The sequence below is a fragment of the Micromonospora sp. NPDC023633 genome (genome assembly GCF_040640035.1).
In the GTDB taxonomy this organism is placed as follows: Bacteria; Actinomycetota; Actinomycetes; order Mycobacteriales; family Micromonosporaceae; genus Micromonospora.
This window is the reverse complement of record NZ_JBFABB010000003.1, coordinates 1-22,874: the sequence shown is the minus strand read 5'-3', so window position 1 is coordinate 22,874 and position 22,874 is coordinate 1. Positions and strand designations below refer to the sequence as shown.

Annotated in this window: 21 protein-coding genes and 1 pseudogene; 16 read left to right on the top strand and 6 right to left on the bottom strand. The window is 73.9% G+C overall.

Features of this window, described 5'->3' with window-relative positions:
• Positions 1–199 precede the first annotated feature (199 nt).
• From AB0G13_RS01455 to AB0G13_RS01445, 3 genes are all read left to right on the top strand, one after another.
• The gene (locus AB0G13_RS01455; protein ID WP_357867210.1) at positions 200–1,663 is read left to right on the top strand and encodes an amidase; all 1,464 of its coding nucleotides are present in this window, start codon (positions 200–202) and stop codon (positions 1,661–1,663) included.
• Between the two features lie 73 nt (positions 1,664–1,736).
• Positions 1,737–2,024 carry a hypothetical protein gene (locus tag AB0G13_RS01450; protein WP_121399403.1) on the top strand — a complete coding sequence of 96 codons (288 nt, stop codon included), beginning with the start codon at positions 1,737–1,739 and terminating at the stop codon, positions 2,022–2,024.
• The gene (locus AB0G13_RS01445) at positions 2,011–2,418 is read left to right on the top strand and encodes a DUF5130 family protein (RefSeq protein ID WP_121399402.1); all 408 of its coding nucleotides are present in this window, start codon (positions 2,011–2,013) and stop codon (positions 2,416–2,418) included. The genes AB0G13_RS01450 and AB0G13_RS01445 overlap by 14 nt, the downstream gene beginning before the upstream one ends.
• An 85-nt stretch (positions 2,419–2,503) precedes the next feature.
• Here AB0G13_RS01445 and pepN read toward each other — a convergent pair whose 3' ends face one another.
• Positions 2,504–5,053, bottom strand: a complete 2,550-nt coding sequence (pepN, locus tag AB0G13_RS01440) for an aminopeptidase N (RefSeq protein WP_357867206.1) — start codon at positions 5,051–5,053, stop codon at positions 2,504–2,506.
• A gap of 211 nt (positions 5,054–5,264) precedes the next feature.
• Here pepN and AB0G13_RS01435 point away from each other — a divergent pair, with 211 nt between their 5' ends.
• The 4 genes from AB0G13_RS01435 to AB0G13_RS01420 all read left to right on the top strand — a co-directional run bounded on the left by AB0G13_RS01435 (position 5,265) and on the right by AB0G13_RS01420 (position 8,352).
• Positions 5,265–5,888: a disulfide bond formation protein DsbA gene (locus tag AB0G13_RS01435; RefSeq protein WP_357867203.1), complete on the top strand. Its 624-nt coding sequence runs from the start codon at positions 5,265–5,267 to the stop codon at positions 5,886–5,888.
• A gap of 230 nt (positions 5,889–6,118) precedes the next feature.
• On the top strand, positions 6,119–6,520 hold the full coding sequence (locus tag AB0G13_RS01430) for a hypothetical protein (protein ID WP_357867200.1): 402 nt from the start codon (positions 6,119–6,121) through the stop codon (positions 6,518–6,520).
• A 92-nt stretch (positions 6,521–6,612) separates the two neighbouring features.
• Positions 6,613–7,812 carry a DUF1015 family protein gene (locus AB0G13_RS01425; protein ID WP_357867197.1) on the top strand — a complete coding sequence of 400 codons (1,200 nt, stop codon included), beginning with the start codon at positions 6,613–6,615 and terminating at the stop codon, positions 7,810–7,812.
• A 72-nt stretch (positions 7,813–7,884) separates the two neighbouring features.
• Positions 7,885–8,352, top strand: a complete 468-nt coding sequence (locus AB0G13_RS01420) for a ribose-5-phosphate isomerase (RefSeq protein WP_357867194.1) — start codon at positions 7,885–7,887, stop codon at positions 8,350–8,352.
• 112 nt (positions 8,353–8,464) lie between these two features.
• Here the strand turns inward: AB0G13_RS01420 and AB0G13_RS01415 are convergent, their stop codons facing one another.
• The gene (locus AB0G13_RS01415) at positions 8,465–8,785 is read right to left on the bottom strand and encodes a hypothetical protein (RefSeq protein WP_357867191.1); all 321 of its coding nucleotides are present in this window, start codon (positions 8,783–8,785) and stop codon (positions 8,465–8,467) included.
• A gap of 282 nt (positions 8,786–9,067) precedes the next feature.
• Between AB0G13_RS01415 and AB0G13_RS01410 the strand changes: the two genes are divergently transcribed.
• The gene (locus tag AB0G13_RS01410) at positions 9,068–9,613 is read left to right on the top strand and encodes a hypothetical protein (protein ID WP_357867188.1); all 546 of its coding nucleotides are present in this window, start codon (positions 9,068–9,070) and stop codon (positions 9,611–9,613) included.
• 145 nt (positions 9,614–9,758) lie between these two features.
• On the opposite strand, the gene AB0G13_RS01405 is transcribed toward AB0G13_RS01410, so the two are convergent.
• Positions 9,759–10,025, bottom strand: a complete 267-nt coding sequence (locus tag AB0G13_RS01405) for a hypothetical protein (protein WP_357867186.1) — start codon at positions 10,023–10,025, stop codon at positions 9,759–9,761.
• Between the two features lie 193 nt (positions 10,026–10,218).
• Between AB0G13_RS01405 and AB0G13_RS01400 the strand changes: the two genes are divergently transcribed.
• The 7 genes from AB0G13_RS01400 to AB0G13_RS01370 all read left to right on the top strand — a co-directional run bounded on the left by AB0G13_RS01400 (position 10,219) and on the right by AB0G13_RS01370 (position 19,572).
• A complete protein-coding gene (locus AB0G13_RS01400) occupies positions 10,219–11,016 on the top strand; it encodes a serine protease (protein WP_357867183.1) in 798 nt (265 codons plus the stop codon).
• Between the two features lie 256 nt (positions 11,017–11,272).
• The gene (locus AB0G13_RS01395; RefSeq protein WP_357867180.1) at positions 11,273–11,563 is read left to right on the top strand and encodes a hypothetical protein; all 291 of its coding nucleotides are present in this window, start codon (positions 11,273–11,275) and stop codon (positions 11,561–11,563) included.
• 37 nt (positions 11,564–11,600) lie between these two features.
• Positions 11,601–13,169 carry a fatty acid--CoA ligase gene (locus AB0G13_RS01390; protein ID WP_357867177.1) on the top strand — a complete coding sequence of 523 codons (1,569 nt, stop codon included), beginning with the start codon at positions 11,601–11,603 and terminating at the stop codon, positions 13,167–13,169.
• A gap of 599 nt (positions 13,170–13,768) precedes the next feature.
• The gene (locus tag AB0G13_RS01385) at positions 13,769–16,894 is read left to right on the top strand and encodes an amino acid adenylation domain-containing protein (protein WP_357867175.1); all 3,126 of its coding nucleotides are present in this window, start codon (positions 13,769–13,771) and stop codon (positions 16,892–16,894) included.
• Positions 16,895–16,938: 44 nt separating this feature from the next.
• Positions 16,939–17,922 (top strand): aldo/keto reductase, encoded by a 984-nt coding sequence (locus tag AB0G13_RS01380; RefSeq protein ID WP_357867172.1) that lies wholly within the window; start codon positions 16,939–16,941, stop codon positions 17,920–17,922.
• Positions 17,923–17,980: 58 nt separating this feature from the next.
• The gene (locus AB0G13_RS01375; RefSeq protein ID WP_357867170.1) at positions 17,981–18,718 is read left to right on the top strand and encodes a hypothetical protein; all 738 of its coding nucleotides are present in this window, start codon (positions 17,981–17,983) and stop codon (positions 18,716–18,718) included.
• On the top strand, positions 18,715–19,572 hold the full coding sequence (locus tag AB0G13_RS01370; RefSeq protein ID WP_357867168.1) for a family 3 encapsulin nanocompartment shell protein: 858 nt from the start codon (positions 18,715–18,717) through the stop codon (positions 19,570–19,572). The genes AB0G13_RS01375 and AB0G13_RS01370 overlap by 4 nt, the downstream gene beginning before the upstream one ends.
• A gap of 32 nt (positions 19,573–19,604) precedes the next feature.
• Here the strand turns inward: AB0G13_RS01370 and AB0G13_RS01365 are convergent, their stop codons facing one another.
• Both AB0G13_RS01365 and AB0G13_RS01360 read right to left on the bottom strand, forming a co-directional pair.
• A complete protein-coding gene (locus tag AB0G13_RS01365) occupies positions 19,605–20,042 on the bottom strand; it encodes a transposase (RefSeq protein WP_357867463.1) in 438 nt (145 codons plus the stop codon).
• Positions 20,043–20,102: 60 nt separating this feature from the next.
• Positions 20,103–20,203: pseudogene (locus AB0G13_RS01360) on the bottom strand (transposase); the annotation flags it as partial.
• Between the two features lie 133 nt (positions 20,204–20,336).
• On the opposite strand from AB0G13_RS01360, the gene AB0G13_RS01355 reads away from it, so the two are divergent.
• The gene (locus AB0G13_RS01355; RefSeq protein ID WP_357867165.1) at positions 20,337–21,494 is read left to right on the top strand and encodes an MFS transporter; all 1,158 of its coding nucleotides are present in this window, start codon (positions 20,337–20,339) and stop codon (positions 21,492–21,494) included.
• A 113-nt stretch (positions 21,495–21,607) separates the two neighbouring features.
• Here the strand turns inward: AB0G13_RS01355 and AB0G13_RS01350 are convergent, their stop codons facing one another.
• Positions 21,608–22,705, bottom strand: a complete 1,098-nt coding sequence (locus AB0G13_RS01350; RefSeq protein WP_357867162.1) for an FAD-binding oxidoreductase — start codon at positions 22,703–22,705, stop codon at positions 21,608–21,610.
• Positions 22,706–22,874 lie beyond the last annotated feature (169 nt).

The window sequence follows — 22,874 nt, the reverse complement described above, 5'->3', positions numbered from 1 at the left end:
GCGCGGGCAGGTGTCCCGGTGCTCCTCGATCGCCGAGCCACCGATGTGCGGTGATCACCGTTGATCGGGTCCATCCTCGGTGCCGGAGCCGGTGGGCGGTCATCCCGATGTGGTCATGTCAGGGGGATATGGCGCTCGTCGCAGCGCCGGCCGGTCGTGTCGTGCGGCACGGCGGGGGACGGGCGGGCAGGATGAGGGGATGGCCGAGCCGCACGACCTGACCGCGCTGGAGCAGGCCGCCGCGATCGCCGCCGGCGAGCTGTCCAGCGTCGAGTTGGTCGAGCACCATCTGACCCGCGTCGACGCGCTCGGCGACACCGTCGGCGCGTTCGTCACGGTCACCCCCGAACGGGCCCGTGCGGCCGCCCGCGCCGCCGACGCCGTCCCCGCCGGCGAGCGCGGCCCGTTGCACGGCGTGCCGACCGCGATCAAGGACCTCACCCTCACCGCCGGGGTACGCACCACCTTCGGCTCGGCGGCGTTCGCCGACTTCGTGCCGCCCGTGGACGCCGACGTGGTCCGGTTCATGGCCGAGGCGGGGCTGGTGAGCCTGGGCAAGACCACCACCTCCGAGCTGGGCTGTTCGCTCTACTCGGAGGGGCTGGTCGCGCCGCCGGCCCGCAACCCGTGGGACCTGGCCTACACCGCCGGTGGTTCCAGCGGAGGGGCGGCGGCGGCCGTCGCGGCCGGGCTGGTGCCCCTCGCCCAGGGCTCCGACGGCGGCGGCTCGCTGCGCATCCCCGCGTCGCTGTGCGGCCTGGTCGGCTACAAGCCGAGCCGGGGCCTGGTCTCCGGCGGGCCGGTCGGCTCCGGCGCCTACGGCCTGCCGACCAACGGGCCGATCGGGCGCACGGTCGCCGACGTGGCGGCGCTGCTCGACGTGCTGGCCCGGCCGGTGCCCGGCGAGCCCTACCTGGCGCCCGCTGCGCCCGGAGGCGGCTGGCTCGGCGCGGCCCGGGCGGCCGACCCGGGGCGGTTGCGGGTCGGGCGGTTCACCGCGCCGATGCTCGCCGACGAGCCGGTCCACCCCGACTGCCTCGCCGCCGTGGACCGGGCGGCGGCGCTGCTCACCGCCGCCGGCCACGAGGTGGTCGACGTGCCCGCGCCCCTCGGGCCCGCCGTGTGGCCGCTGTTCGAGATCGTCTGGTACGTGCTGGCGCTCGCGCCCGTGCCGCCCGGGCGGGAGAGCGCGCTGCTGCCGCTGACCCGCCACCTGCGGGCCCGGGGCGCGGAGATCTCCGCCGGCACCCTCAGCGCCACGCTCGGCGAGCTCCAGGCACAGGTACGCCTCGGCGTCCGCCGCACCGCCGGCTGCGACCTGCTGCTCTGCCCCACCCTCGCCGCGCCGCAGGCGCCGTTGGGCTGGTTCACCGAGGGCGGCGACCCGGTCGAGGACTTCGACCGGCAACGCCGGTTCTCGCCGTACTGCGCCGTCTTCAACGTCACGGGCGATCCGTCCGTGTCGCTGCCGGTGGGCGTCACCGCCGAGGGGCTGCCCGTGGGGGTCCTGCTGACCGGTCGGTACGGCGACGACGCGAGGTTGATCGCGACGGCTGCGCAGCTGGAGCACGCCGGTGGCGGATGGGATCGCCACCCCGCAATCTGGCGGGCCGTGGCCTCCGCTAACGTGAATGGCAGCGGTGTCGGGCGGTCGGCGCCATGATCGTCCACCCGACCCGGATCCTTGAGGTCTCTTCTTCCGCCTGGGGGCGTTGGGATTGTCTGTAACCGAGACGTTGCTGGTCTTCGTCGGCATCCCGGCGGCCGCGGTGCTGGTGATCGCCGGTCTGGCGTACGCCGGTAGCCGTGGTGGCGGCGGTGGCGGCGCCAAGCGCTACCGACCGGGCCGGCCCTTCGACTTCACTCCGGTCTGGTTCCTGGGCCGGCCGGAGCAGCTGGCCGACTCGGCCGGCACCGCCCTGGCAGCGGGCGCCCAGGCGCCGGCGCTGACCAGCCACAAGCTCGAGCGGGCCGGCGTCGAGCCGCCGGCCGGTGGAACCGGAGGCGCAAGTGACCGTTGGTGAGAAGCAGGCCGGGACGGGAACCCCGCCCGAGGTGCTGGACGGGCCGTTCTCGACCCGCCAGCTGCTGCGCATCGACGAGGCCCTGCGCCTGGCCGACCAGGGCACCGGCCTGGTCTTCTCGGTCTTCGTCGGCGGTCTCGACGAGCCGATCCGGGAGCACGCCGAGCGGCTGCACCGCCAGCTCGCCGAGCCCGACCGGTCGGTCCTGATCGCGGTGTCGCCCAACCAGCGGCAGCTGGAGATCGTCACCGGTCGCCACGCCCGCAAGCGGATCCCCGACACCTACGCCCGGCTCGCCGCGCTCTCCATGGTGGCGGCGTTCGGCGGCGGCGACCTGGCCGGCGGCATCATCAACGGCCTCGACCAGCTCGCCAGCCACGCCGGCAAGGGCTGAGCGACCCCGGCGCGGCTCGCGCCTCCCGCCTCACGACGAAGCCCGGTCCGCAACGCGGACCGGGCTTCGTCGTGTGCCGCGTGCGTCAGGCGCTGCGGACGTCCCGCTCGCGGGCCCGCAGGGCGCGGACGACGCCGTCGCGGCCCTCGGCCACCAGCCGGCGCAGTGACGCCGGGTGACCGTCGCCGGCCAGCCACGCGTCGGTGGCCGCCACGGTCTCGTCGTCCACCAGGTACGCCGGGTACGCCAGCTGCGTGAACTCCTGCGCCGGCTCGCTGTCCCGGCTGCCCCAGACCTTGTCCACCGCGGCGAAGTACTTCTCCCGGTAGGGCGCGACCAGCTCGATCTGCGCCGGGTGGGTGAAGCCCTGCAACAGCGCCCGGTTGCGCCAGTTCGGCAGTGCGTCCGGGCCGGTCAGCTCGGCCCAGACGGCGGCCTTGTTCTCCGCCGTCGGCACCAGCGCGTGCGCGTACGCGGCCTCCCGCTCGCCGCTGGCCGTCCGGTCCCCGGCCAGTTCGGCCTCGATCTCGGCGGTACCGGCCGCGCCGTTGGCGACCAGCGCGCCCAGCACGGCCCAGCGCAGCTCGGTGTCGATGGCGAGGCCGGCCGGGACGTCGGCGCCGGCCAGCCAGCCGCGCAGGATGGCCAGGTCCTCGGCCGAGCGGGCCGCCGAGGCGTACGCGCGGGCCCAGGTCAGCTGGAAGCCGCTGCCCGGTTCCGCCGCCGCCAGCGCCGTCCGCGCGGTGCGGGCCAGCTCCGCCCAGCCGGTCGGTGCCCAGGCCGGGTCGGCGTAGAAGTTGAGCGCCGACTTGGCCTGCCGCAGGGCGGCGTTGACCAGGTTGATGTCGGTCTCGGCGGGCAGCCCCGCCAGCACCAGCGCCACGTAGTCGCGGGCGGCCAGCTCGGCGTCGCGGGTCATGTCCCAGGCGGCGGTCCAGCACAGCGCGCGGGCCAGCGACGAATCGAAGCCGGCGATGTGCTGCACCACGGTGGCCATCGACCGCTCGTCGAGGCGCAGCTTGGTGTAGGTGAGGTCCTCGTCGTTGAGCAGCAGCACGTCGGCGGCGGGCAGGCCGCGCAGCACGGGCAGCTCGGTGCGCTCGCCGGTGACGTCGACCTCGTGGCGCTCGCGGCGGACCAGCCGACCGTCGGTCAGGTCGTAGAGACCCACCCCGATCCGGTGGGTACGCAGCGTCGGGTGCCCGGCGGGCGCCTCCTGGAGCACCACCACCTGCTCGTAGGTGCCGTCCGCGCCGATCGTCAGCTCCGGCCGCAGGGTGTTGACCTGCGCCGTCTCCAGCCACTGGGCGGCGAACTTGCGCAGCTCCCGGCCGGAGGCCGTCTCCAGCTCGGAGAGCAGGTCGTCGAAGGTGGCGTTGCCCCACGCGTGCTTGGCGAAGTAGGCCCGCAGGCCGGCCAGGAACGGCTCCTCGCCGACGTACGCGACCAGCTGCTTGAGCACGCTCGCGCCCTTGGCGTAGGTGATGCCGTCGAAGTTGACCTCGACCGCCTCCAGGTCCGGCATCTCGCAGTAGACCGGGTGGGTGGAGGAGAGCTGGTCCTGCCGGTAGCCCCAGTTCTTCCGGATGGACAGGAACGTCGTCCAGGCCTCGCGGAACCGGGTGGCGTGGGTGTTGCACCAGTGGCTGGCCCACTCGGCGAACGACTCGTTCAGCCACAGGTCGTTCCACCAGCGCATGGTGACCAGGTCACCGAACCACATGTGCGCCAGCTCGTGCAGGATCGTGTTCGCCCGCTGCTCGTACTCGTAGTCGGTCACCTGGGAGCGGAAGATGTAGTGCCCCTCGGCGTGCGTGACGCAGCCGAAGTTCTCCATCGCGCCGGCGTTGAAGTCTGGCACCCACAGCTGGTCGTACTTGGGCAGCGGGTAGCGCACGCCGAACTGCTCGTGGAAGAAGTCGAAGCCCTGCTTGGTGACCAGGAAGAGGTCGTCCGAGTCGAGGTGCTGCGCCATCGAGGCCCGGCAGAACACGCCCAGGTCGATGCCGTCGTGGCTGTCGCGCACCTCGTGGTACGGCCCGGCGCAGAGGGCGGTGACGTAGGTGCTCATCCGCACCGAGGTGGCGAGGTGGACCGTCTTCAGCCCCTCGCCCGCTGCCTCCTCCCGCTCCACCGGCATGTTCGAGACCACCTTCCAGTGGTCCGGGACGGTGGCGTGCCAGGTGTAGACGCTCTTCAGGTCGGGCTGGTCGAAGCAGGCGAAGGCCCGCTGGGCGTCGGCGGTCTCGAACTGGCTGTAGAGGTAGGTCTCGCCGTCGACCGGGTCGACGGTGCGGTGCAGGCCCTGCCCGCTGTTCGAGTACGCGAAGTCCGCCTCGACGACCAGCGTGTTCTCGCTGTCCAGTCCCGACAGGGGCAGGCCCTTCTCGGCCGACCATTCGCTCAGGTCCACCGGGGCGCCGTTCAGCGTCGCGGACCGCACGGAGTCGGCGGCCAGCTCGATGAAGGTGCTCGCGCCGGGCTGCGCGCACCGGAACCGGACCTGGGTGGTCGAGCGGAAGGTACGAGCCTCGGCCGCCCGTACGGCGGACGAGAGATCCAGACTGATGTCGTACCCGGTCACGTCGAGCAGGCGGGCCCGCTCGGTGGCCTCGACCTGCGTCAGGTTGCGCACTCCCGGCACTTTTCGTCTCCATCCCGTTTCGCCGCACGCCGTATTGGCGCCGTCATCGACCGCTCGTGACGGCCGGATTCGAGTCTTCCATGCACGAACACCCTGCGGTGTTCGAGGTCAAACTCTCATTCCGCTGCCGGTCGATAGCTGCGGGGGTGAGGATCGCAGGAGGCGCCGGGAGGCTGGCGCACCCGTCGTGAAGGGACCAGCCGTGAGCGAGCGTGCCGCCGTAGACATGTGGTTCGACCCCCTCTGCCCGTGGGCGTGGATCACCTCCCGTTGGCTGCTGGAGGTGGAGCAGGTCCGGGACGTGGACATCCGGTTCCACGTGATGAGCCTGTCGGTGCTCAACGAGGGCCGGGAGCTGCCCGAGCAGTACCAGGAGCTGATGCGGGACGGCTGGGGCCCGGTGCGGGTCTGCATCGCGGTGGAGCAGCGGTACGGCCAGGACGCCGTCCGCAAGCTCTACACCGCGCTCGGCACCCGGATCCACCTTGGGCAGGAGAAGATCACGCGGGAGCTGTGCGCCGCCGCGCTGGCCGACGTCGGGCTCGACCCGGCCCTGGCCGACGCCGCCGAGGGCACCGGCTACGACGAGGCGCTGCGGGCCAGCCACGAGGCCGGCATGCGTCCGGTCGGCACCGACGTCGGCACCCCGGTGATCCACGCGCCCGGCCCGGACGGCGGCACGGTCGCCTTCTTCGGCCCGGTGGTCACCCCGGCCCCGAAGGGCGAGGCCGCCGGCCGGCTCTGGGACGGCGTCCTGCTGGTCGCCGGCACCCCGGGCTTCTACGAGCTCAAGCGCACCCGTGACCTCGGCCCCATCTTCGACTGACCCTCCGTCCCGCCCTCCCTCCCGTGGCTCATCCCGCGTCGGTCAGGGGTTCGCCTCGGATTCCTGACTCGAACCCCTTGATCGACGAAGGCGGGCGGGGGAGGCGGGGCCCGGGAAGGGTGGGGGTCGGGCGGGTGGGGCGTCACCGGGGCGGCGGCGGGATCGTTGGCCTCGGTGTCCGCCGCAGCGACCCGCAGGGCCGCACCCCGCAGCTCGTGGAGGCAATTCCGATGGCCAAGCACCGTGTGCCCGGTGACGATCCGTCGACCCGGGAGGGGGTGACCGAGCGCCCGGACGCGGCGTACTGGTCGGTCGACGACTCCCGGTGGCCGGCGGTCCGCCCCGACCTTCCGGCCCACATGGTGGACCTGCTCGCCCCGCCGATCGTGGTCGGCGTCGCCCGCGTGCCGGCCACCTCCCGGCTCACCCCGCCGGCCGAGCCCCACCCCGTCGCGCCGGCCGAGCCCCGGCCCGCTCCGCGGGTCGAGCACCGGCCGGTGCCGGCCGCGTCGGCCGGGCCCCGGAGGATCGTGCCGGCGGGACCGGGTGTGCCGGGCCGCCGACCGGCGGGCGCGCCCACGCCGGGCGGCCGACACCGCCGGGCGGCGGGACAGCCCGACCGCACCGCCTGACCCGGCGCCCCGCCCCGGTAGCCCTTTCATCTGGTGGACCCCGCGTGGGTCCCGCGCCGGCGGGACCCACGTCGCCGGTAGCGTCTTCGCACATGACGGTCGTGCATCCGATCGCCCGGGCCTGGATCACCACTGGCGGCACCGGCGCGCAGAACTACGACGAGTTCGCCGACGACGCGGAGATCACCGCGATCATCGAGGCGAACCCACACAGTGCCCTCGGCATCGAGATGCCGCACCGGGCGCCGGAGAGCCTGGGCAAGTCCTTCCTCGACGCCCTGCCGGACGCGGTGAGCCGCCTCGCCGAGGCCAAGGCCGACGGCAGCTACACCCCGGCCGAGCAGGTCGTGGTCCTCTACCGGATCAGCGCGCCGGGGGAGGAGACGGCGTACGGGCTCTGGGCCATGGTCGACACCGACCAGATATCCACCCGAGCCGACGAGCCGGGTCTGGTCATCCGCAACGAGGACGTCTTCATCGCCAAGGTGCGGGAGCGGGTGGCCCTGGCCGAGGCGCTGGGCCACCTGCTGTCGCCCGTACTCCTGTTGCAGACCGGGCGCGGCGACGAGCTGCACGCCGCCCTCGCGGCGGCGACCGAGGCGGCCGGCGCGCCGGCGGCGACCGACACCGACCAGGCGGGGCGCACCCACGCCATCTGGTTACTCGGGCCGGGCCCGCGCCAGGACGAGCTGACCGCCCTGGCGGGCGGCGGCGAGCTGGTCGTGGCCGACGGCAACCACCGCAGCCTGGCCGCGCAGACGGGTGGGCTGCCGCGTTTCCTCTCGGTGATCACGACCCCGGCGTCGGTGGCGATCCAGCCCTACAACCGGCTGGTCAGCGAGCTGACCACCACCGCCGACGACCTGCTCGCCCGGCTCCGCGCCGCCGGCGCGGAGATCGGCCCGATCGACGGTCCGGTCGAGGTCCCGGCGGCCGGCGGCACCGTCCACCTCCGCCTCGCCGGCCGGGGGTACGCGGTCACCCTGCCGCACGTCGGCGACAACCGGCTGGAGAACCTGGACCACGCCCTGGTCGAGCGGCTGCTGCTGCGCGACGCGCTCGGGCTCGACCCGGGCGACAAGCGGATCACCTACGTCGGCGGTGACTACCCGGCGAGCTGGCTGACGGGCGAGGTCGACGCGGGCCGGGCCGAGTTGGCCGTGCTGGTCGCCCCGGTGACGGTGGACGACTTCGTCGCGGTCAACCTGGCGCGGGAGAAGATGCCGCGCAAGAGCACCTGGTTCACCCCGAAGGCGCGCGGCGGCCTGGTGGTCGCCGAGCTGTCCCGCTGACCCTGTGACGAATCCGCCTCCGGGGCGCCGCCCGCGCGTCGTCCCGGAGGCGAGCCTGACAGACTGCGCGGTATGCGCGTCTACCTGGGATCCGACCACGCCGGTTTCGAGTTGAAGGTGCACCTGGTCAACCACCTGACCAAGGAGGGGCACGACGTGGTCGACGTCGGCCCGCACGCCTACGACCCGGACGACGACTACCCGGCCTTCTGCCTGCACACGGGTGACCGGGTGGTGGCGGACGACGGCAGCCTCGGCGTGGTCATCGGTGGCTCGGGCAACGGCGAGCAGATCGCCGCGAACAAGGTGGCCGGCGTCCGGGCGGCCCTCGCCTGGAGCATCGACACCGCCCAGCTGGCCCGCGAGCACAACGACGCGAACGTCGTCGCGGTCGGCGCCCGCCAGCACACGTTGGACGAGGCCACCGCCATCGTCGAGGCGTTCCTGACCACCCCATTCTCGGGCAACGAGCGGCACGCCCGCCGGATCGCCCAGGTGGCCGACTACGAGAACACCCGCCAGCTCCCCACGCTGCCCTGACCGCCTGACCGTCCTGGCGGCCGGGCGCCGTCCGCACGCCGGAGGGGTGGTGTGGATCCTGGGTGGGGCCATGCCTCCCACGGGGCCATGCCTCTCCCACCAGGACCGGGGATCAGCGGCGGGGGAGGTCCTCGCGGGGCGTCCAGTTGCGGCGGATGATCACCACTCGCTCCTCGGCCGCGGCCAGGTCCTCGTCCGTGGGGCGGGCGGCGTCGCGGGCCCGCATCGCGGCGGTCACGCTCACCTGGGAGGAGCCGGGGCCGACGAGACCGCGCAGGCCGCGATCGCCCTCGTCCCCCGAGCCGCCCCGGCGGCTGCGCGGCGGCTCGGAGCCGTCGTGCACCTCGGCGGTCGTCGCGTTCGGGCCGTCGGTCCCGCCCGTGTCACCGGTCGGGTGCCGTAGCCGGCGCCGGCGTCGCTCCGTGTCGCCCATCAGCCGACCGTACCGCCCCGGCGCGATCGACGCCGGCTCGTGCGTCCGCCGCGCTTGCTGCGCCGGTACGAGCTGCGCCGGGTCACGACCTCGTAGCGGTGGGCCGGTGACCTCGGTCACGACGACGGGGTCGTCCGTCCCCGTCCGGCCCGCCGGCCCTCGCCGGGGCGGGGGGATCGGGGCCCGCGTCCCGGTGCGGGCTCGGCGACCCATTTGCCGGCTGGCTACCCTCGGAACCGGACGGTGGCCGGTGGTCGCCGTCGGGTCCAGGGGAGGGACGAGATGGCCGACCAGACGCAGCCGTGGGCCGAGCGGACCGTCGAGGTGCCGCCGCAGCCCGGTGCCGGGGTGCCGCCGCAGCGCGATGCGTACCAACGGGGGGTGGCCTCGGTCGGGCGGTCCCGTACGTCGCGCACCGAGCCGTTCCCCGTCGTCGGGCACGAGCCGACGGGCACGGGCTGGCCGGACACGCCGGCCCCGCGCCGGCCGCTGAGCTGGCACGTCGAGCAGTTGAAGCGAGGCGGCGAGTGGAGTGCCGCCGGGGCGCTCTTCGCCTTCGTCTGCTGGGGGATCTGGGCCATCTCGGGCGGCGGGGACCTCGCCGGCCCGTTCCTGATCTTCCTGCTGAGCCTGCTCGTGGCCGCCGGCCTCTTCGCGTTGGCCCGGCTGCTCGGCCGCGTGGTGCTGGAGCGGCAGCTCGGCCGGGTGCGGCGCAGCGCGCGCGGGGCGCACCTGGTGACGGCGGTCTTCCTGGCCGGTCTCGGGGTCGCCTATCTCCAGCAGACCGAGTGGGTCGTGTCGGCCTGGAACTGGATCAGCAACAACTGACCGTACGCCCGGGCGGGCCGGCCTGCGCCGCCCGCCCGCGCGCCCGGTCGCGGCGTCTCGCGACCTCCGGTCGTTCCACCAGGTCGCCGGCTGCTTACCCGGCCGGCCGCGGTTCATCCACGCCCGGCCGGGGCTGATCCGCAGCTCAGTGCTTCCCGCCGTGGCCCTCCGCGTCGGCCTTCGGGGAGGCCACCCGGGCCTCGGGGTCCTCGACGCCGGGCTCCCCGCCGTCCGGCGCCACCATGCCGTCGTAGTTGTAGATCGTGCCGTCCTCGCCGTGCTGCTTCGTGGTCCGGATGTACCGGTGCATCATGCCGTCGATCTCCACCTCCAGCAGGGCGTCTCCGCCCGTGTCGAGGGTGCTGCCGTCCCGGGGCCCGCCAACGAGGTGTGCCTTCGTGTTCGTGTCCATGTGAACGCCCTACCCGGGTGGTCCCGGTGCAAAACGGGCGGCGCGCGTCCGGCGCGCCGAATCCTGGTCGACTGCGGTATGACCGACGCGGGATGTGTCGGGGCATTGCCATCCATCGATAGATATCCATAGGCTCCCGCCATCGGTTTCCGGCGCGCCGCCTTGGCGCGTCGCGAGGGTTCGGGAGGCTCCCATGGTCCGTTGGCGCACACTCGTCGGCCGGTTGGCCGCCGCGTTGGTGGCGGTCACCGCCGGCTCGTTCGTCCTGGCCGTTCCGGCCTCCGCCAAGCCCGGGCCCGAGGTGACCCCGTACGTCGTGGGTGGGACGCTGGCCGCGCAGGGCGAGTTCCCCTTCATGGTCCGGCTCTCCATGGGCTGCGGCGGTTCCCTCTACAGCCCGCGCCTGGTGCTGACGGCCGCGCACTGCGTCGGCGGCACCGGTACGAACACCAGCATCACCGCCACCCTCGGCGTGGTGGACCTCCAGTCGTCGAGCCGGATCCAGGTGCGCTCGAACTACGTCTACCGGGCGCCCGGCTATAACGGCAACGGCAAGGACTGGGCCCTCATCCGGCTGGCCACGCCCGTCACCACGCTCCCGACGCTGAATATCGCCACCAGCACCGCGTACGACAACGGCACCTTCACGGTCGCCGGCTGGGGCGCCACCCGCGAGGGCGGCGCGCAGCAGCGCTACCTGCGCAAGGCCACCGTGCCGTTCGTCAGCGACGCGACCTGCAACTCCTACTACGGCGGCCAGATCATCGCGAGCGAGGAGATCTGCGCCGGCTACGCCAGCGGCGGCATCGACACCTGCCAGGGGGACTCGGGCGGCCCGATGTTCCGGCGGGACGCGAACAACGCCTGGATCCAGGTCGGCATCGTGAGCTGGGGCAACGGTTGTGCCCGGCCCTACTACCCCGGCGTCTACACCCAGGTGAGCACCTTCGCCCCGGCGATCGCCTCGGCGGCGGCGAGCCTCGGCGGCTGAACCGCACCGCCCCCGGGGGCCCGGCCGGCTCGTCCGGCCGGGCCCCCGCGCGTGCTCCGGCTGACCCCTGCCCGTGCGCCCGCCCGACCGCCGCGTGTGCGCCGGTGGACTCCACCGATGCGTCAGCTCGGGCTTCTGCGTCGGCAGCGCGCCGGAGCGCTTCGCGCTGGACGGGACGAGTTCTTCCACTGTTACCGGGAGATGGACACGCGCTGATTACGTTCAGTTCGCGCTCGTGCACGAAGGAGGAACAGCGATGACACCATCGCCGGTCGAGAACAGCGCGCCGATCGGGCGGGCGACATTCGCCAACGACCCGGTACTGCCGGCGGACGTCCTGCGTCCGTACGCCGGCGCGAAGACCCGGTACCTCACGTCAGCTCCGGTCACCGCGGCCGACGGGCTGGCGAGCGCGGAGGGCGAGTTCGTCCAGATCATCGACATGCCGTGGCGCTTGCGGGACGCCAACGGCGGCATCGCCGAGGGCGAGGTGCGGATGGCGCTGGTCGACCCGCCCGGCATGCGAATCGCGTCCGACGCGGCGTGAGCCGCCCCCACCCGTACGCCCCCTGAGGAGGACTCCGGTGACTGTTCAGTTGCGCACGCTCGTCGACGTGGTGCGCAGGCACGCCGCCCAGCAGCCGGACGCCGTCGCGATCATCTGCGAGGGCCGGCGCGTCGACTACGCCACCCTGCACCGCGTCAGCAACCAGGTCGCGCGCGGCCTCCAGGCGGCGGGCCTGCGCCCCGGCGACCGCATCGCCTACCTGGGCAAGGAGTCCGAGCACTTCTACGACCTGTTCTTCGGGGCGGCGAAGGCCGGCGTGGTCTTCGTACCGATCAACTGGCGGTTGGCCGCCGGCGAGGTCGAGCACATCCTGCGGGACTCCGGGGCCGCCCTGCTCTTCGTCGACTCCGACTCGGCCGTCGTCGCCGAGAAGCTGGCGCCGGAACTGCCGATGCTGCGACAGGTGGTGGCGCTGGACTCCGACGGCGTGGCCCGCGCCGGCTTCGCGGCCTGGGTGTCGGCGCAGCCGGACGCGAACGTGCTGGCCAAGGTCACCTCCGACACGCCGCTGGCGCAGATGTACACCAGCGGAACGACCGGACTGCCCAAGGGCGTCGTCCTCGCGCACCGCAGCTTCCTCGCGGTACGCGACGGGCTCGCCTCGGAGAACCTGGACTGGCTCGACCTGCGCGAGGGCGACGTCAGCCTCCTCTGCAACGGCGGCTTCCACATCGGCGGCCTGTCGTGGGCGGCGATGGGTTTCGCCGCGGGCGCCACGAACGTGGTGATGCGCGAGTTCACCACGGCCGGTGCGGTCGAGCTGATCAGGACCCTGCGGGTCACCACCATCCTCGCGGTGCCCTCGATGCTGCGACTGCTGCTCGCGGAGCCCGGCGTCACCAAGGCGGACTTCGCCTCGCTGCGCAAGATCGTCTACGGCAGCGCGCCCATCTCGACGGCGCTGCTGGCCCGCTGCATCGAGGGCTTCGGCTGCGAGTTCGCCCAGATCTACGGCCTCACCGAGACCGGCAACTCCGCGGTCTGCCTGCCCCCGGCCGACCACACCCCGGACAGCGGCAAGATGCAGTCGGCGGGGCTGCCGTACCCGGGCTTCGAGGTCAAGATCGTGGACGACAAGGGCGATCCGTTGCCCCCCGGCGAGGTCGGCGAGGTATGGCTGCGGTCGCCGGGCGTGATGGTGGAGTACTGGAACCTGCCGGAGGCCACGGCGAAGACGCTTGTCGACGGGTGGGTCGTCACCGGGGACGCGGGCTTGCTCGACGAGGACGGCTACCTGTTCATCCGCGACCGGATCAAGGACATGATCATCGTCGCGGGGGAGAACGTCTACCCGGTGGAGGTCGAGCACGTCATCGGCCGCCACCCGCTGGTCGCCGAGTCGGCCGTCGTGGGCGTGCCGGACGAGCGCTGGGGCGAGGCCGTGTACGCGTTCGTGGTGCCGGTGGAGGGCCAGCAGCTCACCGAGCGCGACCTGGCGCTGCACCTGCGCGGCAAGCTCGCCGGCTTCAAGCAGCCCCTGCACTACGAGTTCATCGACCGGGTGCCGCGCAACCCCAGCGGGAAGATCCTGCGCCGCGAGCTGCGGGAGCGGTTCTGGCAGGGTCACGAGCGCAGGGTGAGCTGACCGCGATGACGGCGGCGATCAGCGAGCGGGACACCCGCGACCCGCTGTACCGGCTGCGCCGACGGTGAGCGCGCCGTGGCCTCGTCGGCGGCCGACTCGGAGCGCCCTCGGGGGGTCCGGCCGGCTCGTCCGGTCGGGCCTCGCGCGTGTGCCCGTCCGATTCCTGGCCGCGCCAGCTGAAGCCGCCGTCGGTCCAGCGGCCCGCACGTCGCCGGCTACCGCCCGTCATCGTGCCTGCTCGTTCGCGTGGCGGGGACGGTCCGTCCGCGCCGTCGGTCCGCCTCCGCGCGCGGCCGACGGTCCAGCGTGGAATCTCCGCGTACGCCGACGTGTGGGCGAAGGATTCCCTGGTGGGAGCCTGTCCGCCGGACGGGTGGCGCGCGGGGAGCCGCTCGGGGGCGCGGTCGCCATTTCCAAGTGACGGAAATCAATGTAGCGGAAAGTTGCGTATTCCCTCCCTCCGGTCGGCCCTCTAGTGTCCTTGACCAGTAGTCAGGGCATCGACCGGTGACGATAAACACCCTTGCTGTGCGTCGGGTCGGATTCGTCCCGTCCGCGGCGCGACGACAGGCCGGGCGAGCTCGGGGACAGGAGGCGTGATGAGGGCGGGCGACACCGGATACGCGGCGGCGGTTCCCGTCTCGGACGGACCCACCTGCCGGTGCACCGCCACCCCTCAAGCGGCCGCCGGGACGCCGTACGACGACCGGCCCTTCCTCGCCGTGCCCGGCATGGTCGAGGAGCGCGTCGACCGGCACCCGCACCGTCGGGCGGTGTCGTTCCGGGGCCGCTCGCTGACGTACCGCGAACTCGACGACCTGGCCAACGGCGTCGCCGCCGCCCTGGCCGGGCGGGGCGTCCGGCGGGGCGACGTGGTGCCCGTCCTGCTCGCCGACGGGCTCGAACTGCCCGTCGTGGACCTGGCGTTGATGAAGCTCGGCGCGGCCTTCGTACCCGTCGATCCCGGCTGGCCGGCGGACCGGCTGCTCGCCTCGCTGCGGGTGGTCCGCCCTCGGCTCGCGGTGGTACGCGGCTCCGACCCGCGCCCCGACACCGGCGGCGTCCCCTGCCTGCCGGTGGACCTCGACGAGGTCACCCCGACCCGGCGCCGGCCCGGCGTGCCGATCGGTCCGGCCGACCTGATCTACGGCATCTTCACCTCGGGCACCACCGGCACCCCGAAGTGCGCGCTGAACCGGCACGACGGGATCGCCAACCGGCTGCGGTTCATGACCCGCTACTTCGCGGCGACGGGCGCCGAGGTGGTGCTCCAGAACAGCCGGCACACCTTCGACTCGTCGGTGTGGCAGATGTTCTGGCCGCTCACCACCGGCGGTCGGACGGTGGTGCCGGTCGAGGGCGGCTTCCTCGACGTCGAGCGGACCGTGCGGACCATCGCCGACGAGGCCGTCACGATGACCGACTTCGTGCCGAGCGTGCTCGGCGCGCTCGTCTCGGTCCTGGACCGCGACCCGGCCGCCCGGCGTGCGGTGGCGACGCTGCGCAACGTCATCGTCGGCGGCGAGGAGATCGACCCGTGGGCGGTGCACCGCCTGGTCGAGCTGGTGCCGGGGGTCGCGGTCACCAACGGCTACGGCCCGACCGAGGCGTCGATCGGGATGATCTTCCACACCGTCGCCCGCGCCGACGGCGACGTCATCCCCATCGGCCGGCCCATCGACAACTGCTACGCCGCCGTGGTGGACGCCGAGCTGCGGCCCCTGCCGCCGGGCGAGACCGGCGAGATCGTCATCGGCGGCGTGTGCCTGGGCGAGGGGTACCTCGGCGACCCGGCCCGTACCGCCGAGGTGTTCGTGCCCAACCCGCTGCCCGGCATCCCGGGCCCGCGGCTCTACCGCACCGGCGACCTCGGCCGCGTCGCCGCCGACGGCCGGCTGCACTTCGCCGGCCGGCGCGACCACCAGCTCAAGGTCAACGGCGTCCGGATCGAGGCCGGCGAGATCGAGACCGCCGCCACCCGGCTGTCCGGCGTACGGCAGGCGAAGGTCCTGCTGGCCCGCGAGCACCGCGGGAAGTCGCTGGCCCTCTTCCTCGCCGCCGACCCCGAGGTGACCGAGCCGGCGGTGCGGGCACACCTGCGCCGGCTGCTGCCCCGGACCCACGTGCCCCGGCACGTCGTCGTGCGCGACGCGCTGCCGCTGACCGGCAACGGCAAGGTCGACCGGCAGGCGCTGGAGGCCTGGCTGGACCGTACGCTCGTCGAGCGGTCGCGCCCGTCGGCCGCGCCCGCCGAGGCGCGGACGCTGCCCGACCGGGTGCTGGGGGTGTTCCGGACGGTCCTCGGCCGGCCCGACCTCGACCCGGACGCCGACTTCCTCGACGCCGGGGGCGACTCGCTCCAGGCCCTCGACGTGGTCACCGCGCTCGGCGCGGACCAGAGCCTCCGGGTCGGCGTGCAGGACCTGTTCACCCACCGCAGCGCCGCCCGGCTCGCCCGGGCGCTCGCCGTGCGGCTGCGCGCGGCCGACCCCACCGAGACCGAGGACGAGCTGGTGGAGCGGGACGCGAAGGTCCCGGCCGACCTGCCCGTACGTCCCGTCGGCCGGCGCCGTGCGCCGCGTACCGTCCTGGTCACCGGCGCCACCGGCTTCGTCGGCGCGCGCCTGGTCCACGAGCTGCTCGCCACCACCGACGTCCGGGTGCTCTGCCTGGCCCGCGCGGCCGACGACGCCGAGGCCACCGCCCGCGTCGTGCGCGCGCTGGCCGAGCGGGGCCTGTGGCGGCCCGGCCACGGCCTGCGCCTGCACGGGTACGCGGCCGACCTCGGCCGCCCGGCCCTCGGCCTGACCCCGGAGACCTGGGGCCGGCTGGCCCACGACTGCGACCTCGTGCTGCACGCCGGGGCGCTGGTCAACTTCCTGTTCGACTACCGGGCCCACCGCGCCGCGAACGTCCTCGGTACCGCCGAGCTGCTGCGGCTGTGCCTGACGGGCCGACCGAAGCCGCTGCACCACGTCTCCACCCTCGGCGTCCTCGACAGCGAGGCCGCCCGCCATCCGCAGCCGCTGCCCGAGACGTACGACCCGGCTCTCGCCGTCCCGCCGACCAGCGGCTACAGCCGGTCGAAGTGGGTGGCGGAGCGGTACCTCGACGAGGCCCGGCGGCGGGGCGCGACCATCACGGTGCTACGCCTCGGCGAGGTGATGCCCGCGGCCGACGACGGGCACCCCAACCCCCGGGCCCTGACCCACCTGCTGCTGGCGGCCTGCCATCAGCTGCGGATGCGGCCCGACGCGCCCGTGCGCTCCGACTGGACGCCGGTGGACTGGGCCGCCCGGCGGATCGTCGCCACCGTGGTCGACCCGCGACAGTGGGGCGGCACGCTGCACGTCCTGCACCCGGTGAGCGTCGACTTCACCGACCTGCCGCTGGCCGGCGCCGACGCCCTGCCCCGGGTCAGCTGCGCGCGGTTCCTGGCGGGGCTGCGCGAGGCGGCGACCGAGGGCGACCGCGACGCCGCCGTGCTGCTGGCCCTCTTCCCGCCCGGCGCGGGCGCCGACGAGGAGCGGCTGCGCGCGGTCTTCGCGACGCTGCTCACCGACAACCCCCGGCTCTTCCGTCGCGACGGCTGCGCCGAGCTGGAGCGGCGCCGGGGCTTCACCGACCACCGGCTCGGCCCGTCCGTCGGCGCCTACCGCGTCTGGCTGGGCGAGCACGTGCGGCGGGAGGCCGACCGGCTGCTGCTGCCGGCGGGACCAGGGTGAACGGCCGCGCGTGACGCGGTGACCGGCACGGATGAGGGAGTGGAATGCGATACCGCAGGATGGGCCGGCTCGGCTGGCAGGTCAGCGAGGTCGGGTACGGGATGTGGGGCATCGGCGGCGGGCCCGGCGGCTTCACCGGCTGGGACTACGACACCGCACCGGCCTGCCTGGACGAGGCCGTGGAACGGGGCTGCAACTTCTTCGACACCGCCTGGGTCTACGGGCGGGGCGTCAGCGAGCAGCTCCTCGGCGGGCTGGTGCGCCGGCACCCGGACCGCCGGCTCTACCTGGCCACCAAGATTCCCCCGAAGAACCGGGAGTGGCCGCCCGGCCCGCAGGACACCCTGGACGACGTCTTCCCGGCCGAGCACATCCGCGAGTTCACCCACCGCAGCCTCGAAAACCTCGGCGTGGACCGGATCGACCTGCTCCAGTTCCACGTCTGGGAGGACCGGTGGGCCGCCGACGGCCGCTGGCAGGAGGCCGTCGCGGACCTCAAGCGGGAGGGCCTGGTCGACGGGATCGGGATCAGCGTCAACCGGTGGGAGCCGACGAACTGCCACGCCGCCCTCGACACCGGCCTGATCGACGTCGTGCAGGTCATCTACAACATCTTCGACCAGGCGCCGGAGGACGAGCTGTTCCCGCGCGCCCAGCGGGACGACATCGCGATCATCGCCCGGGTCCCGTTCGACGAGGGAACGCTGACCGGCACGCTGACCGCCGACAGCACCTGGCCGGAGGAGGACTGGCGCAGCACGTACTTCGGGCCGGAGAACCTGCTGCCCAGCGTGGAACGCGCCGAGCGGCTGGCCGCCGACGTGCCGGCGGGCATGACCATGCCGGAGCTGGCGCTGCGGTTCATCCTGCACCACCCGGCGGTGAGCACGGTGATCCCCGGCATGCGCCGCGTCGAGCACGTCCGCGCCAACCTGGCCGTCAGCGACGGCGTACCGCTGGACGCCGGGGCGCTGGAGACGCTGCGCGGCCACCGGTGGGACCGCAAGCCGACGGCGTGGTCCCAGTGAACGCGGCCCGCCGCGGGGCCGCGCTCAGGCGGCGCGAGACGCGGTACGGGAGGCCGGCATGCCGGTGATCGCCATGTGGGCGCATCCCCGGGCGCTCTCCACCGCGTTCCTGCGCATGATGATCGCCCGCGGTGACGTCACCGTCGTCCACGAGCCGCTGGTCACCCTCGTCGACGAGGGGCACGTCGAGCTGCCCGCCGCCGACGGCGGCACCGTCACCGTGACCGACGCGGCCGAGGTCGTCGCGCACCTGATCGAGTTGGGCCGGGACCGGACGGTCTTCGTCAAGGACACGCTCGAATACCGCTACCGGCACCTGTTCGCCGATCCCGAGGCGATCGCGGACGTCACGCACACCTTCATCGTCCGCGACCCGGCCCGCACGATCAGCTCGCACTACGCGATCAAGCCGACGGTGACCTGCCCGGAGATCGGCTACGAGCACCAGTGGGAGCTGTTCGACCTCGTCAGCCGGACCGCGCGCCGGCCGCCCGTGGTGATCCGCGCCGAGGACCTGCTGCGGCACCCCGGCGAGACGGTGGCGGCCTGGTGTGAGGCCGTGGGGCTGCCGTTCCTGCCGGAGGCGCTGAACTGGGCGCCGGGGGAGCGCGCCGAGTGGCGGCGCACCCGCAAGTGGCACCTCGACGTCGAACGCACCTCGGGCTTCTCGCCGGTCGAGAAGTCCTTCGAGACGACCGTCGCCAACAACGACACCCTGCGGTCGTACCACGACCACCACCAGCCCTTCTACCAGCGGCTGATCCGGCACGCCATCTCCATCGGGGAGGACTCATGACCACCACCGCCGCGCCGCCCGTGACCGCGTCGTCGACGCTGTCGCCTGGTGAGCTGTTCGCCCGCGCGTACGCCGACGATCCCGCCGGCGCCGAGGTGCGCTTCGACTACACCATCACGGACGCCTTCCAGCCGACCAAGGAACGCCCCCGGGTGACCGTCCGCAACCTGTTCCGCAAGCGGTCGGTCGGCATGGAGCCGGTCCGGTTCTGGTGCGAGGGCCGCCCGGACGAGAGCGAGGCCGCCGCCGTGCACGAGTCGGGCCTGCGCCGCGAGGCCGCCTTCCGGTTCGGCACCGCCTCCGCCGGGGTGCACCCGATCCGCGCCTGGGTACGCATCCCCGAGGAGCTCGCCGACGACCCGGAGGCGCTGGCCGTCTTCATCGACTACCGGCTGCTGGTCCGCCTCGCCACGGCCGAGAACCAGGCGTTGACCATCGGCGAGGGCGGCCTGCTGCGGCACCCCGAGATCGGGCGGCTGCCGTACCGGCACGACTGGCTGAGCGGCCTGCTCGCCGCCTGCGACGAGATCGAGCAGACCGGCGCCACCCCGCACGCGATGATCGTCAACCCGAGGGACTACTACACCCACCTGCTCGGGCGGGGCGCGTTCCTGGCGGACCTGACCCGCAACGGCGTGCAGATCAGCCGTACCCGGATGGTGGCGCCGGGGGAGGCGGTGGTGGGTGACTTCGCGATGGCGGCCCGCCTGCTGGACGCCGGGCGCTCCGCGATCCGCGTCGGCACCCCGCCGCCCGGTACCTTCGCCACCGACGGTCCGGCCGTCTGCGCCGAGATCCACGAGGGCCTGGCCGTGCACCTGCCGACCCACTTCTTCCACGTCGTACCGGCCTAGGCGGTGTCTTGGAGAGCTCACCACAGGAGAGCTCACCACCATTGCAGTAGCGCGGCGATCGTGACGGTGGCCTGGTACGACGTGGCGGTCTTGTCGTACCGGGTCGCGACGCTGCGGCACTGCTCCAGCCGGTCGAAGCGACGCTCCACGACGTTGCGACGCTTGTAGCGCTGCTTGTCGAACGCCGATGGCCGGCCGCCGTGGCTGCCCTGCCGGCGGCGGTTGGCCTGCTGGTCAGCACGTTCGGGAATCGTGTGCCCGATACCGCCGGTCGGGCACGCCGCCGGGCTGGCCGCCGCGCCGACGCAGGCCAGCCCTGATCGCTCCGGTGCCGGTAGCCCCTGTCGGCGATGACGTGGTCCGGGCGGACCCGAGGTCGGCCAGGTCCCGAGCGCCCGGCGTGGGTCGACCGACACCAGCCAGTAGACGTCCCCGGCCGCGTCCGCGTCGGCCCGCACGCCAGCGAGCATCCGAGCGAGCACCCGATCCAGGTCCCACCTGCGGAAACGGGTGCAGATCGACTGCCAGGACCCGTACCGGGCCGGCACGTCGCGCCACGTCACGCCGCACCGGCTCGGATCTTCCACACGATCCCGTTGAGCACCCGCCGATCATCGGCACGCGGGCGACCACCGGTCACCACCGTCGGCAGGCACCTAGACAACGGCTCTCAATCGACGTAAGACAAACTCTTAACGGGGACCCACGCGCTACATCGTCCGACACCAAGATCCTTTGAAGACACCGCCTAGGAGCGTCACCGTATGACCACGACCGGCGGGAAACTCTCGTTCTACCGGCCCATCGTGCCGCTCTTCGCCGCCATCTTCCTGTGTCTGCTCGGCGTGGGCGCCTCCCTGGCCGTGCTGCCGTTCTACGTGCTCGACGAGCTGGACGGCAACCGGGTCGAGGTGGGGGTGGTGATCGCCGCGATCGCGGTCTCCGCCGTGATCGCCCGGCCCGTCGCCGGCCGGCTCGGCGACCGGCACGGGTACCGGACGGTGATGCTCGCCGGCGCGGCGGTGTGCGCCGCCGCCGGGGCGGCCTACTTCCTGGCCGGCAACGTCGGCGTGCTGGTCGGCGTCCGGGTCCTGCACGGGGTGGGCGAGGCGGCCGTCTACACCGCCGGCGCGGCCTGGCTGGTGGCGCTCGCGCCAGCCGACCGGCGGGGCCGCGTCGTCGGCCTGTACGGCATCTACATGTGGCTGGGCATCACGCTGGGCGCCCTGCTCGGCGCGGTGCTGCTGCGTACCTCCGGCTATCCGGCGGTGTGGCTGTTCGCGGTCCTGGCGGCGGTGGCCGGGGCCGCGCTCGTCGCCGTCCGGCCCGGGCCGGAGCAGGCGACCTCGGCGAGCCGGGCCGGCATCCTGCCGCGCAGCGCGGTGGCCCCGGGCGTCGCGCTCTCCCTGGCCGGGTTCGGCTACGCCGCGCTGGCCGCCTTCGTCGCGCTGCACATGGCCGACCGGGGCGTCGAGAACGGCATCGCCGCGTTCAACGCGTTCGGCTTCACCTATGTCGGGGTCCGGCTCTTCGTGGGCGGGCTGCCCGACAAGCTCGGCGCCGGCCGGGTGGCCGTCGGCTCGGCTCTGGTGGAGGCGGTGGGGCTGCTCCTCGTCGCGTTCGCGCCGAACCTGCTGGTCGCGGTCGCCGGGGGGTTGGTGATCGGCGCCGGGCTTTCGCTGCTCTTCCCGGCGCTGGCCCTGCTGGTGATCAACCGGACGGACCCGGCCCACCAGGGAGCGGCGCTCGGCGCGTTCACCTCGTTCTGGGACATCGGCCTGGTGGCCGGAGCGCCCCTGGCCGGCCTGGTCGCCAGCGTGGCCGGCTATCCGGCGGTCTTCCAGGTGATGCTGCTGGCGGCACTGCTGTCGGCCGGCATCTCGGCGCTGACGATGCTGCCCCGCCGCTCCCTGACGGACTGACCCCTCCCCCCGCCCACTCGGGACATCCCGTCGATCATGGGGTGGGCGGCGAAGTCGATCTCCTCGACCGCCGCCAACCCCATGATCGACACCGGGGTCCCCGGGAGGTGGGGTCAGGGGAAGCGGGAGGGGGAGAGGGGGGTGGGGTCCACCGGGGGCGGGGCGTCGACGGCCAGCGCCGCGAGCAGGGCGCCCGCCGCGGGCGAGGTCTGGACGCCGTAGCCGCCGAGCCCGGCCATCCAGAGGAAGCCCGGCGCGTCGGTCGCCGGGCCGATCACGGGCACGTCGTCCGGGGCGGCGGTCCGCAGCCCGGCCCAGGGCTGGTGGACGCGGCGGATCTCAAGCGTGGTCGCCGCCTGCACCCGGTCGGCGCCGATCGCCACGTCGAGGTCGTCCGGGCGGGCGTCGCCGGGGGGTGCCGGGGTGGTGTCGCACGGGGAGACCAGCAGGCGCCCCGACTCCGGCTTGAAGTAGAAGCTGCCGTCGACGTCGGCGACCATCGGCCAGTCCGTCGCCGGGACGCCGGCCGGCGCGTCCACCAGGAAGGCGGTGCGCCGCAGCGGCGTCAACCCCATCGGCCGTACGCCGGCCGCCGCCGCGACCTCGTCGGCCCAGGCGCCCGCAGCGTTGACGACGACCCGGGCGGTGAACTCGCCGGCGTCCGTGTCCACCTGCCAGCCGTCGCCGCCGCGCCGCAGCCGGTGGACCCCTGCGCCACACACGACCCGGCCGCCGGCCGCCCGGATGCCGCGCAGGTAGCCCTGGTGCAGCGCGGCGACGTCGAGGTCCTGCACGGCCGGCTTCACCATCGCCCGCCGGCACCACTCCGGCCGCACGACGGGGCAGTGCCGGGGCAGGTCGGCGACGTCGATCTCGCGGGCCGGCGGGTCCACCTCGGCACCGTCGCGCAGCGCCGCCTCGAAGGCCTCCTCGCTGCCCGGTGGGCAGAGGGTGAGGACGCCGCGCGGGGTGAGCAGCGGGTGTTCGGCGAACCCCGGCGGCGGCGCGGTGAGGAAGCGCCGGCTGGCCCGGGTCAGTGCGCGCACCGCCGGCCCGCCGTAGTACTCGGAGAACGTCGCCGCCGAGCGGCCGGTGGAGTGCTGGCCGGGAACGTTCTCCATCTCCAGCAGCACCACGGTGCCGTACGCGGCGAGGTGGTGTCCGGCGCTGGCGCCGGCGATGCCCCCGCCGATGACCAGGTAGTCGATCATCGATCAGACGGTAGTCGGCGAGCCCTGCGGGGACAAGGGTCGACGAACGTCGATCGCTTAGGCGCGACGGGAGCGCCATCTCGCGGGGAGCGCCACTCAGGGGCGAACCCCGCGGCCCGCCGGTGGGTCGGTACCGCCGTCGGGGCGGCGGGGGGGGCGGCGCGCGCGC

Coding starts and splice junctions, on each gene's coding strand:
- AB0G13_RS01425 (WP_357867197.1), top strand. CDS start 6,613: ATGACGGTCGTGCATCCGATCGCCCGGGCCTGGATCACCACTGGCGGC.
- AB0G13_RS01350 (WP_357867162.1), bottom strand. CDS start 22,705: ATGATCGACTACCTGGTCATCGGCGGGGGCATCGCCGGCGCCAGCGCC.
- AB0G13_RS01365 (WP_357867463.1), bottom strand. CDS start 20,042: ATGCTCGCTGGCGTGCGGGCCGACGCGGACGCGGCCGGGGACGTCTAC.
- AB0G13_RS01385 (WP_357867175.1), top strand. CDS start 13,769: ATGAGGGCGGGCGACACCGGATACGCGGCGGCGGTTCCCGTCTCGGAC.
- AB0G13_RS01410 (WP_357867188.1), top strand. CDS start 9,068: ATGGCCGACCAGACGCAGCCGTGGGCCGAGCGGACCGTCGAGGTGCCG.
- AB0G13_RS01380 (WP_357867172.1), top strand. CDS start 16,939: ATGCGATACCGCAGGATGGGCCGGCTCGGCTGGCAGGTCAGCGAGGTC.
- AB0G13_RS01430 (WP_357867200.1), top strand. CDS start 6,119: ATGGCCAAGCACCGTGTGCCCGGTGACGATCCGTCGACCCGGGAGGGG.
- AB0G13_RS01400 (WP_357867183.1), top strand. CDS start 10,219: ATGGTCCGTTGGCGCACACTCGTCGGCCGGTTGGCCGCCGCGTTGGTG.
- AB0G13_RS01405 (WP_357867186.1), bottom strand. CDS start 10,025: ATGGACACGAACACGAAGGCACACCTCGTTGGCGGGCCCCGGGACGGC.
- AB0G13_RS01355 (WP_357867165.1), top strand. CDS start 20,337: ATGACCACGACCGGCGGGAAACTCTCGTTCTACCGGCCCATCGTGCCG.
- AB0G13_RS01395 (WP_357867180.1), top strand. CDS start 11,273: ATGACACCATCGCCGGTCGAGAACAGCGCGCCGATCGGGCGGGCGACA.
- AB0G13_RS01415 (WP_357867191.1), bottom strand. CDS start 8,785: ATGGGCGACACGGAGCGACGCCGGCGCCGGCTACGGCACCCGACCGGT.
- AB0G13_RS01370 (WP_357867168.1), top strand. CDS start 18,715: ATGACCACCACCGCCGCGCCGCCCGTGACCGCGTCGTCGACGCTGTCG.
- AB0G13_RS01455 (WP_357867210.1), top strand. CDS start 200: ATGGCCGAGCCGCACGACCTGACCGCGCTGGAGCAGGCCGCCGCGATC.
- AB0G13_RS01375 (WP_357867170.1), top strand. CDS start 17,981: ATGCCGGTGATCGCCATGTGGGCGCATCCCCGGGCGCTCTCCACCGCG.
- AB0G13_RS01420 (WP_357867194.1), top strand. CDS start 7,885: ATGCGCGTCTACCTGGGATCCGACCACGCCGGTTTCGAGTTGAAGGTG.